General features: G+C 71.9%; 17 protein-coding genes. 6 read left to right on the forward strand and 11 right to left on the reverse strand.

All coding sequences use genetic code 11. The features are described 5' to 3' along the window. Nucleotides 1–9 precede the first annotated feature (9 nt). On the reverse strand, nt 10–1275 hold the full coding sequence (locus tag ABZ386_RS25770; protein WP_351338346.1) for an MFS transporter: 1266 nt from the start codon (nt 1273–1275) through the stop codon (nt 10–12). A gap of 192 nt (nt 1276–1467) precedes the next feature. Between ABZ386_RS25770 and ABZ386_RS25775 the strand changes: the two genes are divergently transcribed. Continuing rightward, the gene (locus ABZ386_RS25775; protein ID WP_114253822.1) at nt 1468–2229 is read left to right on the forward strand and encodes a phosphoglyceromutase; all 762 of its coding nucleotides are present in this window, start codon (nt 1468–1470) and stop codon (nt 2227–2229) included. A 713-nt stretch (nt 2230–2942) separates the two neighbouring features. Here ABZ386_RS25775 and ABZ386_RS25780 read toward each other — a convergent pair. The 4 genes from ABZ386_RS25780 to ABZ386_RS25795 all read right to left on the reverse strand — a co-directional run bounded on the left by ABZ386_RS25780 (nt 2943) and on the right by ABZ386_RS25795 (nt 4765). Further along, nucleotides 2943–3203 (reverse strand): CopG family transcriptional regulator, encoded by a 261-nt coding sequence (locus tag ABZ386_RS25780; protein WP_355714047.1) that lies wholly within the window; start codon nt 3201–3203, stop codon nt 2943–2945. A gap of 90 nt (nt 3204–3293) precedes the next feature. Further along, entirely contained in the window at nt 3294–3536 is a 243-nt protein-coding gene (locus tag ABZ386_RS25785) for a hypothetical protein (RefSeq protein ID WP_355714050.1), read from the reverse strand. A 134-nt stretch (nt 3537–3670) separates the two neighbouring features. Next, nucleotides 3671–4411 carry a Rho termination factor N-terminal domain-containing protein gene (locus ABZ386_RS25790; RefSeq protein WP_358965973.1) on the reverse strand — a complete coding sequence of 247 codons (741 nt, stop codon included), beginning with the start codon at nt 4409–4411 and terminating at the stop codon, nt 3671–3673. A 9-nt stretch (nt 4412–4420) separates the two neighbouring features. Beyond that, nucleotides 4421–4765 (reverse strand): helix-turn-helix transcriptional regulator, encoded by a 345-nt coding sequence (locus tag ABZ386_RS25795; protein WP_351338314.1) that lies wholly within the window; start codon nt 4763–4765, stop codon nt 4421–4423. A 149-nt stretch (nt 4766–4914) separates the two neighbouring features. Here ABZ386_RS25795 and ABZ386_RS25800 point away from each other — a divergent pair, with 149 nt between their 5' ends. Continuing rightward, a complete protein-coding gene (locus ABZ386_RS25800) occupies nt 4915–5409 on the forward strand; it encodes a nuclear transport factor 2 family protein (protein WP_351338311.1) in 495 nt (164 codons plus the stop codon). Nucleotides 5410–5443: 34 nt separating this feature from the next. On the opposite strand, the gene ABZ386_RS25805 is transcribed toward ABZ386_RS25800, so the two are convergent. Both ABZ386_RS25805 and ABZ386_RS25810 read right to left on the reverse strand, forming a co-directional pair. Continuing rightward, nucleotides 5444–6130, reverse strand: a complete 687-nt coding sequence (locus ABZ386_RS25805; protein WP_358965975.1) for a hypothetical protein — start codon at nt 6128–6130, stop codon at nt 5444–5446. Between the two features lie 141 nt (nt 6131–6271). Beyond that, entirely contained in the window at nt 6272–6697 is a 426-nt protein-coding gene (locus ABZ386_RS25810; RefSeq protein ID WP_114253828.1) for a DUF2000 domain-containing protein, read from the reverse strand. 49 nt (nt 6698–6746) lie between these two features. Between ABZ386_RS25810 and ABZ386_RS25815 the strand changes: the two genes are divergently transcribed. After that, a complete protein-coding gene (locus ABZ386_RS25815) occupies nt 6747–7580 on the forward strand; it encodes an AraC family transcriptional regulator (RefSeq protein WP_351338304.1) in 834 nt (277 codons plus the stop codon). Here ABZ386_RS25815 and ABZ386_RS25820 read toward each other — a convergent pair. Both ABZ386_RS25820 and mshA read right to left on the reverse strand, forming a co-directional pair. Next, nucleotides 7558–8061 (reverse strand): YbjN domain-containing protein, encoded by a 504-nt coding sequence (locus ABZ386_RS25820; protein ID WP_351338301.1) that lies wholly within the window; start codon nt 8059–8061, stop codon nt 7558–7560. The two genes, ABZ386_RS25815 and ABZ386_RS25820, sit on opposite strands and share 23 nt — an antisense overlap. Further along, complete coding sequence (mshA, locus tag ABZ386_RS25825; protein ID WP_356500406.1) at nt 8054–9391, reverse strand: D-inositol-3-phosphate glycosyltransferase; 1338 nt, start codon at nt 9389–9391, stop codon at nt 8054–8056. Before mshA ends, ABZ386_RS25820 begins: the two co-directional genes overlap by 8 nt. A gap of 203 nt (nt 9392–9594) precedes the next feature. On the opposite strand from mshA, the gene ABZ386_RS25830 reads away from it, so the two are divergent. From ABZ386_RS25830 to ABZ386_RS25840, 3 genes are all read left to right on the forward strand, one after another. Next, nucleotides 9595–10413 carry a class I SAM-dependent methyltransferase gene (locus tag ABZ386_RS25830; protein WP_351338297.1) on the forward strand — a complete coding sequence of 273 codons (819 nt, stop codon included), beginning with the start codon at nt 9595–9597 and terminating at the stop codon, nt 10411–10413. A 179-nt stretch (nt 10414–10592) separates the two neighbouring features. After that, on the forward strand, nt 10593–11669 hold the full coding sequence (locus tag ABZ386_RS25835) for an NlpC/P60 family protein (RefSeq protein ID WP_358965977.1): 1077 nt from the start codon (nt 10593–10595) through the stop codon (nt 11667–11669). A gap of 298 nt (nt 11670–11967) precedes the next feature. Continuing rightward, nucleotides 11968–13317, forward strand: a complete 1350-nt coding sequence (locus tag ABZ386_RS25840) for a SpoIIE family protein phosphatase (protein WP_351338292.1) — start codon at nt 11968–11970, stop codon at nt 13315–13317. Nucleotides 13318–13405: 88 nt separating this feature from the next. Here the strand turns inward: ABZ386_RS25840 and ABZ386_RS25845 are convergent, their stop codons facing one another. After that, the gene (locus ABZ386_RS25845; RefSeq protein WP_078650698.1) at nt 13406–13738 is read right to left on the reverse strand and encodes a DUF2516 family protein; all 333 of its coding nucleotides are present in this window, start codon (nt 13736–13738) and stop codon (nt 13406–13408) included. A gap of 105 nt (nt 13739–13843) precedes the next feature. Further along, nucleotides 13844–14509, reverse strand: coding sequence for a hypothetical protein (locus tag ABZ386_RS25850; RefSeq protein ID WP_351338289.1), 666 nt, complete (start codon nt 14507–14509; stop codon nt 13844–13846). Nucleotides 14510–14521 lie beyond the last annotated feature (12 nt).

The raw sequence follows: 14521 nt of genomic DNA on the forward strand, positions 1-14521 counted from the left end.
CGTGCGGGATCACGCCGCCCCGACCTCCGGCTGCGCCCGCGTCCCCGCCTCCGGTTCGGCCACCACCGCCGCCTTCTCCTCCGGCACCCGCCTCATCAGCACCCCGTACCCCAGCCCGGCCACGGTCCCCAGCACGGCGCACGCGCCCCACAGCCACTCCGCCCCGAACCGGTCGATGACGAAGCCGGACAGCAGCGGGGCGACCAGGCCGGCGACGGACCAGGACATCGTGTACATGCCCTGGTAGCGCCCGCGCCCGTGCAGCGGGGACAGCCGTACGACGAGCCCGGTCTGCGTCGGCGCGTTGACGATCTCGGCGAGCGTCCACACGCACACCGTCAGGGCGATGACCCCGACCGACCCGGCGAAGGCCGTGAGCCCGAAGCCGTACCCCGCGAGGACGGACGAGACGACGAGCAGCCGGCGCGGGTCCCGGTGTTCGATGAAGCGGGTGACCGGGATCTGGAGGACGACGATCAGCACGCCGTTGACGGCGATCGCCATGCCGTACTCGGCCGGTGTGAACCCGGCCTCGCCCATCGCCACCGGCAGCCCCACCGAGCCCTGCTGGAAGATCAGCGCGACGAGGAAGGACAGCCCGACGACGCTCATGAAACGCCCGTCGCGCAGCACGGTCCCGAGGCTGACGGAGTCGTCGGCGGAGGCGGCGGCCGTCTTCACCGCCTCGGCGGGCCGGGACTCGGGCAGCCGCAGGAAGACGAGGATCGCGCAGGCCATGGTCATCGCCGCCTCGATCAGGAACCCGGCGACATAACTGGCCTCGGCGATGAACCCGGCCGCCATGGAGGAGACGGCGAAGCCGAGGTTGATGGCCCAGTAGTTGAGGGAGAAGGCCCGGATGCGGTCCTCGGGCCGGACGATGTCCGCCATCATCGCCTGCACGGCGGGCCGCGACGCGTTGCTCGCCATGCCGACGAGGAAGGCGACGCCGGCGATCGCGGCCGGGTCTCGCACGAACCCCAGCAGCGCCACGGACACGGCCGTCGAGGCCTGCGCGATCAGCAGGGTCGGCCGCCGCCCCAGCCGGTCGGTCATCACCCCGCCGCCCAGCGAGGAGATCACCCCGCCGAGCCCGTGCAGGGCGGCGACCAGGCCGGCGTACGTGGCGGAGTAACCGCGGTCGAGTGTCAGGTACAGCGCCATGAAGGTGGCGACGAACGCGCCGAGCCGGTTGACCAGGGTGCTGGTCCACAGCCACCAGAACTCGCGGGGCAGCCCTGAGACCGTCTCTCGGACGGCACGACGGGCGCGCATGGCGTACGGCACGGAATCCCCCGGATACAGCAGGATGTAAGAGTCTCTGCCACAGGAAGTAAGAGGCTCAGTCGGCAACCGCACGTTACAAGTCGCCGCTTGACCGGGACCACTCAATTAACAGAACCCGTCAAACGTCCGCCTGCCGGGCAGCCACGCGAACGGGCGAATGCGTGGATTACGCTCTGGGGCATGGCCGACGCACCGTACAAGCTGATCCTCCTTCGCCACGGCGAGAGCGAGTGGAACGCGAAGAACCTGTTCACCGGCTGGGTGGACGTGAACCTGAACGAGAAGGGCGAGAAGGAGGCAGTCCGCGGTGGCGAGCTCCTGAAGGACGCCGATCTCCTGCCCGACGTCGTTCACACGTCCCTCCAGAAGCGCGCGATCCGCACGGCCCAGCTGGCCCTGGAGGCCGCGGACCGCCACTGGATCCCGGTCCACCGCTCGTGGCGCCTGAACGAGCGCCACTACGGCGCCCTCCAGGGCAAGGACAAGGCGCAGACGCTCGCCGAGTTCGGCGAGGAGCAGTTCATGCTGTGGCGCCGCTCCTACGACACCCCGCCGCCGCCGCTGGACATCGACGCCGAGTACTCCCAGTTCTCCGACCCGCGCTACGCGACCCTCCCGCCGGAGCTGCGTCCCCGCACGGAGTGCCTGAAGGACGTCGTCGTCCGCATGCTCCCGTACTGGTTCGACGCGATCGTCCCCGACCTGCTGACCGGCCGCACGGTCCTGATCGCGGCCCACGGCAACTCCCTCCGCGCCCTGGTCAAGCACCTGGACGGCATCTCCGACGCGGACATCGCGGGCCTCAACATCCCGACGGGCATCCCGCTCTCCTACGAACTGGACGCCGACTTCAAGCCGCTGAACCCGGGCGGCACGTACCTGGACCCGGAGGCGGCCGCGGCGGCGATCGAGGCGGTCAAGAACCAGGGGAAGAAGAAGTAAGCAGCGCTGCAGAAGCCCCCTGCCTGCGGGTTCTCCGCTGGTAGGGGGCTTGTTGCCGTGGTGGGGCCGTCCTTGGCCGTCAGCTGCTGCCGCAGCACAGGTGGATTCGCGAGAACGGGTCCGGCTTCTGCCCCCCGAATCGTCAGGAGCTGGAGCGGCAGGGACGAACTATTGCCCGCTCCTGCGGACGTCCCGCTGTGCTGAGGAGCGAGGCTGTGCCCTGGCCTTTATGGTGCGTCGTATGAGCGGCGACACACCGGCCTGTCCTGAGTGCGACCAGCCCATGAGGTCCGGCGGCCTCGTGTTCTCCAAACGGGAGGACGATGGCCGGCGGACCTGCCGATCGCTGTGGAAATGCGCCGGTCGGCACTTCTGGTGGCGCTGGGCTGACCGGCCGGATCAGCCCTTGGAGGCCTGCCCGGTGCCCGAACTGTTCCGCTGACATCCAACACTGACACCAACGACCCCGGACGACGGCAACACACAGCAGCCAGTCATGCACCGCTACACGAGGCGGGACCCGACCTGCCCGCGGGGCGATCGAACTCCTGAGCAGGGAGGCCCGGGGCCTTTCCTATACCCCGCACCCGGTTCTGCCTACACCTTCACCACGCCGTCACTACGGCGCTCCGTCCCCTGAATCCCCTAATCACCGATCATGCCGTTCCCGCAGGTCAGCCCAGCAACCCCTGTTCTCGACGACCCGCTCGGGATCACTCGGCAGTCCCGGACTCCGTCTCGCGGACAACCACGTCGGCGACCCCGTCACGGACCTCCGCCTTGGACGGCGTCCGTCCCGGCCCCTCGAAGGTGCGCGAGAAGAGAGGCTCGTCCCAGACGCGGTTCGCCATGGCGGCGAGGTGGATGCCCTGGCGGATGATCTCGGCCTCGCTTATCCCCCGCCGTTTGGCCGCCTCCTTGATGATCGCCAGGTCCTCAGGGTCGGCGTAGACGTTCGTACGCTTCATGGACATGTACCGAGAGTAGTTAATGCAGATTGATGTATGTTGCTGCTCCGCGTGACCCCTCAGCCATGAGCCAGGGGTCACGCGCCTCCGAGCGGATCAGCTACGCCGCACCCCCCGGCACCCCACGATCACCGCGTCGCAGAGCATCGCCACCGCTCCCAGGACGGCGAGGGGCCAGACGCTCTGCTGGGGGACGTACTGCCAGGTGATGCCGGCGGTGATGGCGCCGGCGAGGGCGAACCCGGTTCCCGGGAAGTAGCGGAGGGGGATGGTGAGGTGGCGGCCCGGTTCGGGCCGGACTTCCGGGGCGGCGGGGGGCGTGCGATCCTGGATCGACATCAGGCGGTCTCCTGTCTGGTGGGTCCCGCCGCTTCCACGGTTCCTAGGCCGAGAGGGAAGCGGCGGGTTGTTCTTGGGGCCCCGGGTCCGGCGGGTCCGGAGTCGCGGGGAGGGCTTGCAGGGCGTCCGGGCGGTCACGCCGCCTCCCTGCGGGAAGCGCGGCGCAGGCTCCAGGCGAGGCGGGGTGCGCTGTGCGCCGTGATGCGGACGAGGTACATCAGGCGGGTGCGGCCCGGTCGTTCGGCCAGATCCGCCCACTCCGCCTTCCACTCCTCCTGCCAGCGCTCGCGGGCAGCGGCGGGCAGCAACTGGGTGCCGAGTGAGATGGCGCGGATTCCGAGCGTGGTGAAGCGTGTGCGTCGGGGTGGGATGTCGGCGGCGTGCCGTGCGGCGGCACGGTCGGCGGGGTCGGGCTGGGGGTCCGCGTCCTGTGGTGTGGGCGCCGCCGCCTGCTCGCGCAGACGGTCGCGGATGGTCCGGATCAGCTCGCTCTTGCGCATGCGCGCCGTCCCCCTGATGCCGAGGGCCGAAGCTATCTGTTGCAGCTCGGCCAGCACCATTTCCTCCAGGCGCCTGCCACGGATCTGCGGAACGACCGTCGGCGACGGAGGAGAAGAAGGAACGGGCGGGCGGGCGGGAGCGGCAGTCCGGCGACGCGTCCGCGTGACGGCCCCCGCCTGCTCCCCCTGCGCCGCACGGATGCGGTCGATCAGCGCGCTCTTGCGGATGCGCGTGGCGTCCTTGATGCCCAGGCCGGTCGCGACCTGTTGCAGCTCGGCCAGGACCATGTGCTCCAGGTCCGTGCCACGGCGGCGCCGGGAGTCGGCGGGGCGGGCGGAAGCCGGGTGCTCGTACTTGTACTCGTACTCGTGCATCTGGCGGCGTCAGCTCCCCAACCCGTCGGGCGCGGGGCGGAGTCGGGCGGACGCGGCACCGCCCTGGTAGGCGGCGGCCAGCGCCAGGCGGGCCGACTCGGCGCCGTTGGTGGTGAAGCGGTAGTAACGGCGGCGCGGGCGGGGCGGGTCCGTCTTCTCGATCTCCGCCTGGTCCTCCCAGAACGACTCGAGCCAGCCGGCCGCCTCGAGACGGGCGAGGATGGGGTGGATCGTGCCGGTGGGCAGGCCTGCGGCGTTCGAGAGCTCCAGGCCGTAGCGCGCCTTGGCCGGGGTCTCCAGGAGAGTCCGCAGTACCACTTGTGTCTGCAGGGTCATGCGCGGCGTTCTAGCCATGCCAAAACTCTAGTATGGGACTGACCTGCGAACAACCCATTCCAGGAGACGGTGGTGATGTGCCGTCAGCGCCTTGTCGCCAGGGCGGGCCGGGCGTCCTTACCTTCGGCGTAATCGACGCCCCCTCCGGGCCCCGGCAAGCTGGCCCCATGACGACGACCACCAGCGGGACGACGACCACCAACACGACGACGGCCACGAGCCCCACGGCGACCACCAGCCCGACGACGACCACCAGCACGTCAGAGGCCACCCGCGCGACCGTCCAGAAGTTCCTCGAACTGCGTCTCGCCGGCGACACGGCCGGGCTCACCGCGCTCTTCGCCGACGAGGTCGACTGGATGCTGGCCGAGAATCCGGGGGTCCCCTGGATCCGGCCCCGGTCCACCGCCGCCGAATGCGCCGCCCAGGCCGAGGAGTTGGCCCGCTACACCGTGCCCGAGGAGGCGCGCGCGTCCGTGGACGCCTTCCTCGTCGACGGGACCGACGCCGTTCTGACGGGGCACGTCTCGGGGACCGTCCGGGCGACGGGCAAGTCCTTCTCGGGGCCGTTCGCCCTGCGGCTCACCGTGGAGAACGGGCGGATCACCCGGCACCACCTGTACGAGAACAGCGTGTCGATCGCCGCGGCTTGCGCTCCCTGAGGCCTGGAGGCTCTGAGGTCTGGAGGCCCGGAGGTCAGCCGCTGACGATCCGCCAGTACTGCCGCTGGTCCTCGTCCCGTACGACCACGCCCAGCCGCAGCAGTTCCCCGCGCAACTCCCGGACCTCCTCGGCGCTGTCCTCGTCCTTCCTGGCCCGCGCGCGTGCCCGCAGCAGGGCGTCCGCGCCCGGGGGGAGGCCGGGGGTGCCGGGGACCCAGCGGTGGAACTCGGCGCGGTACGGGTCCTCCTCCACCCAGGTGTGGCCGTGCTCGGTGAGGGCCTCCGCGAGGCGGCGCCAGGGCAGGCCGCAGTGCTCCCGGGCCAGTTCCATGCCGCCCGGGGCCAGCACGACGAGTTGCTTGCCGTCCCGGAACAGGGCGGAGATCTCCTCGCGGGCGAACTCCTGTGAGCCGTCCCTGATCGTCAGGGTCACGTGGGTGTCGCCGATGCGGACCGACAGCGAGTCGTGCACCGCCGAGAAGCCGAGCAGCAGGCCGGCCAGCACGCCCACCGCGATGGTGGCGAGGGTGAGGGCGGGTTCCGGGACGGAGGTCAGCAGCTCGGCGGGGCCCTTCAGCGGTGCCCACGGCAGGGACAGCAGCAGGCGGGCGAGGAGGGGCAGCAGGGCACCGGCGACGGCACCGCAGGCGACGCAGAAGAGCACGATGACCCAGGCCGATTCCGCGAGTTCGGTGGTCTTTCCCGTCGACGGCTTGCTCATGGGCACTTTCCCGGCTTCCTCCATGGAAGCGAGTCTGCGGAGAAGCCCCCTGCCCTGTCATCAGCCGTTGGTCGCTCGGCCCGCGACTTTGGTCGCTGCCCGCCCCCGCCCGGCTCAGTCGCTGCCCCGCCCCCGCTTGGCTCACGGGTGCATCCGCGCCCCCTTCACCACCTTGTCCACCGCGTTCTTCGGGCCGTACACGGCGAGACCCACCAGGTCCAGTTCCGCCGTGGGCACCGCCCGTACGGCCGCGCGGTTGTCGCGGTCGTTGCCCGTGGCGAAGAGGTCGGAGGTGAAGACCGAGCGGGGCAGGGAGCGGGACAGGGCTCGGGTGTGGGCCGAGGTGAGGGTTTCCTTCGTGGCCTCGAAGACCAGGACCGGCTGGCGGAACATCGGCAGGTAGGGCACGCCGTCCGCGTCCTCGTACGGTTCGCCGATCACTTCGGGCACCTGTGTTCCCAGGCCACTGACCAGGAACGATGTCACGTTGAGACGCTGCCAGGGCGCCAGGTCCACGCGCAGCAGGACGGCGATCTTCGTGTCGAAGCGGATCGGTTCGGTGTTCATGGTCCGAGCGTGCCCGGCGGCGGTCGCCGGGGTCTTGTACGTTTTTTGCATGGCCGCACAGCCCGCCCGCACGCCCCAGCAGCGGATCGTCTCCGCCTGGCGGCCGGACGTGCCGGGTGTCGTCGAGGTCTTCCACGCGCGGTTCACCGAGTACGCGTATCCGATGCACGTCCACGAGGCATGGACGCTGCTGATCGTGGACACCGGCGCCGTACGGTACGACCTCGACCGGCACGAGCACGGCACCCCGCACGACACGGTGTCGCTGCTGCCGCCGCACGTGCCGCACAACGGCTCGCCCGTCACGCCGGAGGGCTTCCGCAAGCGGGTGCTGTACCTCGACGGGACGTATCTCGGCGACGAGCTGATCGGGGCCGCCGTCGACCGGCCCGACCTGCGCGATCCGCTGCTGCGGCGGCGCGTCGGACAGTTGCACGGCGCGCTGCTGCGGCCCGGTGAGGAGCTGGAGGCCGAGAGCAGGCTGATGTTCGTCGGGGAGCGGCTGCGCGGGCATCTGCGCGGGGAGAGCGACAAGGCCCGTCCCGCGGATCCGGTCCTCGCGCGCCGGCTGCGCGAGCTGCTGGACGAGCGGGTGGTCGAGGGCATCGGGCTGACGGAGGCCGCCGGGCTCGTCGGGGCCCATCCCGCCCATCTCGTACGGGCGTTCAGCACCGCGTACGGCATCGCCCCGCACCAGTACCTGACGTCGCTGCGCGTGGGCCGCGCCCGGCGGCTGCTGCTGGAGGGGCGGTCGCCGGGTGACGTGGCGGTGGCGACCGGGTTCTACGACCAGTCGCACCTCACCCGGCACTTCCGCAGGCTGGTGGGCGTGCCGCCGGGGCGTTACCGCGCGGGCCGGGTCAGCGCTGTGGGCGCTGGGTGAGGTGCGCGAAGGCGTCCAGGTTCCGGGTCGACTCGCCCCGGGAGACCCGCCATTCGTACTCCTTGCGGATCGCCGAGGCGAAGCCCAGCTCCAGCAGGGTGTTGAAGCTGCCGTCGGAGGCCTCCAGGACCTGGCCGAGCAGGCGGTCGATCTCCTCGGGGGTCACGGCGGACAGGGAGAGCCGGCCGGTGACGTAGACGTCGCCGTGCTGGTCGACGGCGTAACTCACGCCGTACAGCTTGAGGTTCCGCTCCAGGAGCCAGCGGTGGACGCCCTGCTCGTTCTCGTCTGGGTGGCGGATGACGAAGGCGTTCAGGGACAGGGAGTGGCGGCCGACGATCAGGGAGACCGTCGTCTTCAGTTTGCGGGTGCCGGGGAGCTGCGCGACGTAGGTGCCGGGTTCGGGGCTCTCCCACTCCAGGTCGGCGTCCTTCAGGACGGCCTCGACGGTCTGTGCTGCCGCTTTCTGCGCGTCACCCATGGTGCGAGCGTACGTGACGGCGGTGTGCCTGCAGCGCGGCCGTGTAGACGTCCGCCGTGGCGGCGGCCGCGGTGTCCCAGCCGAAGGACTGGGCGTGCCGGGCGGCCTGCGCGCCCATCCGGGGCGCCAGGCGCGGGTCGTCGGCGAAGTCGCGCAGCACGCGCGCGTAGTCGGCCGGATCGTGGCCGCGCACGAGGAAGCCGCTGTGTCCGTCGCGCACGGCGACCGGCAGGCCGCCGACCGCCGCGGCGAGCACCGGGGTGCCGGCCGCCTGGGCCTCTATGGCGACCAGGCCGAAGGACTCGCTGTAGGAGGGCATGACGAGCACGGAGGCGGCGCGGAACCAGTCCGCGAGCTGCTCCTGGCCGACCGGCGGATGGAACCGTACGACGTCCGCGATGCCGAGGCGGGCGGCGAGCTTCTGCAGCCCCTCGGGCTTGGCGAGGCCGCTGCCGCTGGGGCCGCCGACGACGGGCACGAGGATGCGCGAGCGCAGCTCGGGGCGCTCGTCGAGGAGGACGGCGACGGCGCGCAGCAGCACGTCGGGGGCCTTCAGGGGCTGGATGCGGCCGGCGAAGAGCGGGATCAGCGCGTCCTGGGGCAGGCCGAGGCGGGCCCGGGCGGCGGCGCGGCCGTCGGCGGGCGAGAAGCGGCACAGGTTCACACCGGGGTGGACGACGGCGACCTTGTCGGCGTCGGCCGCGTAGTGCCGGACGAGTTCGTCGGCCTCTTCGGTGGTGTTGGCGATGAGCCGGTCGGCGGCGTCGACGATCTGGGTCTCGCCGATGACCCGGGCGGCCGGTTCCGGGGTGTCGCCGTCGGCCAGGTTGGCGTTCTTGACCTTGGCCATGGTGTGCATGGCGTGCACCAGGGGGACGCCCCAGCGCTGGGCGGCGAGCCAGCCGACGTGGCCGGAGAGCCAGTAGTGGGAGTGGACCAGGTCGTAGTGGCCGGGGCGGTGGCCGGCCCAGGCCTGCATCACGCCGTGCGTGAAGGCGCACAGCTGGGCCGGGAGGTCCTCCTTGGCGAGGCCCTCGTAGGGGCCCGCGTCGACGTGCCGGACGAGGACGCCGGGGGCCAGTTCGACGGTCGGCGGGAGGGCCGCCGAGGTGGCGCGCGTGAAGATCTCGACCTCGATGTTGATCGCGGCGAGGCGCTGCGCGAGCTCCACGATGTAGACGTTCATGCCGCCGGCGTCGCCGGTGCCCGGCTGGTGGAGCGGGGAGGTGTGCACGGAGAGCATGGCCACCCGGCGGGGCCTGCGGTGCAGCCGGAGGCGCGCGGGCGAGGACGCGGAGCGCCGCCCGAGCCTGCCGATGTACTGGCTCACGTGGCCTTCCTCCTTGGCTGCGGGCATACCGGACGGAGGCGCGGATGCCCTCCAAGCCGGTGCAACACCGGAGCGAGGCGTTCCCATTCCTCCCGGGTCCCCGGCGGGGCCGTTTTTGCCGAGCCATTACCAGGGATCGCTCAACCGTTCGAGGGCGGGGTTCGTCCCCCTGGGGTGGCCGGGGGCCGCATACCCTCTTAGGCATGACAGCCCGCGCAGCCTCCCGCCCGCTGGGAACGGTCACGCGCGGGACGACCAACCCCAACCGGCTGCGTCGCATGGACCGCTGGATCGCGGCGACGCACGGCGCGGAGCTGCGCCGCGCCGCCGACCCCGTGGCGGTCGACCTCGGCTACGGCGCCGCCCCCTGGACGGCCGTCGAACTGCTGCACCGGCTGCGGACGGTCGCGCCACGCGCGCGTGTCGTGGGCATCGAGATCGAGCCGGCCCGGGTCGCGGCGGCGCTGCCGTACGAGCGGGCGGGGCTCGCCTTCCGGCACGGCGGCTTCGAGCTCCCCATCCCGCAGCGCCCCCTGCTCGTGCGCGCGGCGAACGTCCTGCGGCAGTACGAGGAGGGCGAGGTCGCCGCCGTGTGGCAGCGGCTGTGCGCGCGGCTCGCGCCGGCCGACCCGGCGGGCGGATCGCGCGGCGGGCTGCTGGTCGAGGGGACCTGCGACGAGATCGGCCGTCGGCACGTGTGGGTCGCGCTCGGCCCGGAAGGACCCCGCACGGTCACCTTCGCCACCCGCCTCGGCTCCCTGGAGCGCCCCTCGGACCTCGCGGAACGCCTGCCGAAGGCGCTCATCCACCGCAACGTCCCGGGCGAGCCGGTGCACGCCTTCCTGCGCGACTTCGACCGCGCCTGGGCCGCCGCCGCGCCCTACGCCTCCTACGGCGCCCGCCAGCGCTGGATCCGGGCGGTACGGGACCTGACGGCCGACTGGCCGGTGGCGGACGGGCCGGCGCGCTGGCGGCAGGGCGAAGTGACGGTGCGGTGGGAGGCGTTGGCACCCCGGACCTGAACCCTCGGGGAACGATCTCTTTGAGTCGTTCGTCACACACGCGGGGAGATCGTCATGCCGGGGGCATACCGGGGAGGGGGCGGCGGGAAGCACTACCCCTGTCGCTTTGCCCGCCGACATGGCAGCATCCCCAGGCGAACCGGAAGTTACTGACGGTTAATCAGTTTGGGGGATGGGGTATGCGTAGGGGCAAGCGTGGCCTGATCGCGACGGCCGTGGCCGTGGTCTGCGCGGTCACCGTGCTGGCGGCACCGGGCACGGCGTTCGCGAGCCCCAGCCCCTCCCCCACCCCGAGCACGGGCCCGACGCTCGCCCCCGGCAGGGACCTCGAGGCCGTCCGCGAGAAGCTGGACAAGCTCTACCGCGCCGCGGCCCGCGCCACCGACGAGTACAACGCCGCCGAGGAGAAGGCGGAGAAGCAGTCCGACGAGCTCGTGAAACTGGCCAAGAAGATCGTCAAGGGCCAGGAGCGGCTGGAGCAGCTCAAGGACCGCGCGGGCGCCGCGGCCGCCGCCCAGTACCGCGGCGGCGGGCTCCCGCCCGAGGCCCATCTGATGCTCAGCGACGACCCGCAGGAGTTCCTCGACGGCACGGACCGGGTCCGCCAGGGCCAGCACGCGACCAAGGGCCTGATCGGCGAACTGACCCGCACCCAGGAGGACTTGGAGCAGTACGCCGAGGACGCCTCCGCGCAGTGGAAGAAGCTGGAGGCGGGCCGCAAGGCCAAGGCCGTCGCGCAGAAGAAGATCGAGAAGCAGATCGCGCAGGCGGAGAAGCTCGAGTCCGAGCTGCGGAAGGAGGAGCAGGAGCGCCTCGCCCAGCTGGAGAAGGAGGCCGCGGACAAGGCGCAGACCGCCTGGCTCGACTCCGGCGTCCTCCGGGACATCAGCGCAAAGGCCTCCGAGCAGGGCAAGAAGGCCGTCGCGTACGCCACGGCCCAGATCGGCAAGCCGTACCAGTGGGGCGCCGAGGGCCCGAAGAGCTACGACTGCTCGGGGCTGACCTCACAGGCCTGGATATCCGCCGGCCGCGGCATCCCGCGCACCTCGCAGGAGCAGTGGAAGCAGCTGCACCACATCGACGTCCAGGACATGCGGCCCGGCGACCTCATCATCTACTTCGACGACGCCAGCCATGTCGCGATGTACGTCGGTGACGGCGTGATGGTGCACGCGCCCCGGCCCGGGCGGGACGTGACCCTCGCGGGGGCGGGATCCATGCCCATCCTCGGAGTGGTACGGCCCGACGCGGGCTGAACCCCCGAGCACACACCGGTTATCGGACACGCACGCACCCCCGGTGACCTGGCCCACGTGACCCACCCCACCCCGAACCACCCGCCAAACGCCGCGCTGACGTGACGTTCGTCATCCCCGCAGCATCTCCGGGCTGTCCAACTGCGGGGCATATCGCGGCATATGACACCGGCCGGTGGCGCAGCGGCGTGGCTCACACCATTCCTATGCGGCGCCGACACCCGCTATGGTCCCCGTCGGTGGGTCGAGGTCCCTCGCCCCCGCCATGCCCTCGGGGGGAGGGAAGGAACCCAAGACGATGCCCGTACCCATACCGCGGCAGAGAGCCATTCCGGCCGTGGAGAGTGGTCAGGCGCAGGCCGCGTCCCCGTGCGGCGGCTCCGCCGAGGACTCCGTGACGGACGCCTCGGAGCAGGCCCCGCGCACGCCGGACACCGCCGGAAAAACCACGGACAAGGTGGACAACAACACCGCCCACACCAACCTGACGCTGCTGCTGATCGAGGACGATCCGGCGGGTTCGCCGATCGTGCCGGACATGCTCGACCAGGCGGGCAAGCCGATCCGCGTCCGCACGGCCCGCAACCTCACCGAGGCCGAGCGGCTGCTGACCGACGACGTCCACTGCATCCTGCTGGACCTCGCGCTGCCCGCGCCCGGCCACAGCGACTCCGACGACGAGCTCGCCGTGCTCAAGCACGTGCTGGAGCTCGCGCCCCGGCACGCCGTCCTCGCGCTGACCGCCTCGGGCGACGCCGAGCGCGGCGCGGAGGCCGTGCGGGTGGGCGCCCAGGACTACCTCTTCCGCGACGAGCTGGACGGCCGGCTGCTGAGCCGCGCGATCCGCTACGCCGTGGAGCGCAAGCGCTCCGAGTCGGCCGAGCGCCGGCTCGCCGAGGGCAGGCTGCGCGCGCAGGAGAACCGCCGCCTGGAGCGCGGCCTGCTGCCGACGCCGCTGCTGGAGGGCTCCTCGCTGCGGTTCGCCGCCCGCTACCGCCCGGGCCGCTCGCGGGCCCTGCTCGGCGGTGACTTCTACGACGTCGTACGCACACCGGACGGCACCGTGCACGCCATGATCGGCGACGTCTGCGGCCACGGCCCGGACGAGGCCGCGCTCGGCGTGGAGCTGCGGATCGCCTGGCGGGCGCTGACACTGGCGGGCCTGTGCGGCGACCAGCTGCTGGGCACGCTGCAGCAGGTGCTGGAGCACGAGCGGGCCGACGACGAGATCTTCGCGACCCTGTGCACGGTGGACATCGCGCCGGACGGCCGCCGCGCGGGCCTGTGCCTGGCGGGCCACCCCTCGCCGCTGCTCGCCAGCCCGGGCCGGCCGGCCCGGCTGCTGCCGTACGACAACAACGGCCCGGCCCTCGGGCTGCTGCCCGGGGCCCGCTGGCCGCGGATGCAGGTGGAGCTGGGGGCCGAGTGGAGTCTGATGCTCTACACCGACGGCCTGATCGAGGGCCGCGTCGGCGAAGGCCGGGAGCGACTCGGCCAGGAGGGCATGACCGAGATGGTCCGCCGCCAGTTCGCCGAGGGCCTGCGGGGCGAGCAGCTGCTGCGGGCGGCGGTGAACGAGGTCCGCGACCTCAACGGCGGCGAGCTGACGGACGACGTGGCGGTACTGCTGCTGGACCGGGTGCCGTAGCCAGCCCGGGGGGTGTACCGGGTCCCGTGGCCCCGGGCGTCAGGGGTGCGGAAGGCCGACCCGGGCGCGTCAGGGCTGCCGAAGGCCCTTACCGGCCGCCGTTCCACGGGCCGTACGGGCCGTCGCTGCTGGAGCCTCGGCTGCTGCGGCCGCCGCCCGGGAGCGCCCGGATCGCGGGCCGGACGTCGACCATGTACACGATCGTCGCGATGAGGCCGATGATCGGCAGGAACGACAGGATCGGGAAGAGCAGGTTCACCACGAAGGCGAGCCCGAGGATGATCAGCCAGAACGGCTTGGTCTTCTTGTCGGCCGCGCGGTAGGCGTCCTCCCGGCGCACGGCCGCGTCGATCAACGCGAAGCCGCTGAAAACGATCAGGGCCATGCTCAGAAGCCACATCAACCCTGCGAAGCCCTGCATCAGCACAACGTCCACCACCCGACTCGGCTCGTCCCTACGCGGTCACCGTACCCGTACAACGGGCCGGGCACCCCCAGGGTGCCCGGCCCGCGTCGGCTCACGTGCTTACTTCGCCGGCGGCGTCGTCTTCTTCGCCGTGGCGGTCTTGCGCGCCGGGGCCTTCTTGGCGGGGGCCTTCTTCGCGGGGGCGGTCTTGGCCTCGGCGGGCTTCGCCGGCTCCTCCTTGACCGCGACCGGCTCCGGCTTCGGCTCGACGGCCACGGCCAGCTCCTCGACGCCCTCGGCGACGTCCTCGATGCCCTCGGCGGCCTCGCCGCGCCAGGTCCGCACGGCCTGCTCGCCGTGCTCGGCGACCTTCTCGTAGGTCTCGCGGGCCTTGACGGCGTACTCGGCGGCCACGCCCACGCCGCGCAGCGCGAAGTCCTGGGCGGTCTCGCCGACCTTCTTCAGGTCCGCGTCGATCGTGCTGCCGAGCTTCTTGATGTCGACGTCGATGGAGCCGATGAACTCCGTGACCTTGTTCTGGAGGGTCTGCTGCGTCTCCTTGACGCGGGCGGAGGCCTCCTTGGCCCGGGCGGAGGCCTTCTCCTGGACGGCCTTGGTGTCGGTGTTGCGCACGGCCTCGATCCGCGCGGGGGCCTCGGCCCGCAGCTGCTCCACCAGGGCCGGCACCTTCTTGGCCTGCTGAAGGGCGAGGTCGGCGGTGCCCGCGGCGAAGTAGAGCGGGGTCGGGTCGCTGAAGGTCTTGCGCAGGTCGTCGGTGATGGCCATGGTGATGGTCCT

The organism is Streptomyces sp. NPDC006140, assembly GCF_040628815.1.
Classification (GTDB): domain Bacteria; phylum Actinomycetota; class Actinomycetes; order Streptomycetales; family Streptomycetaceae; genus Streptomyces.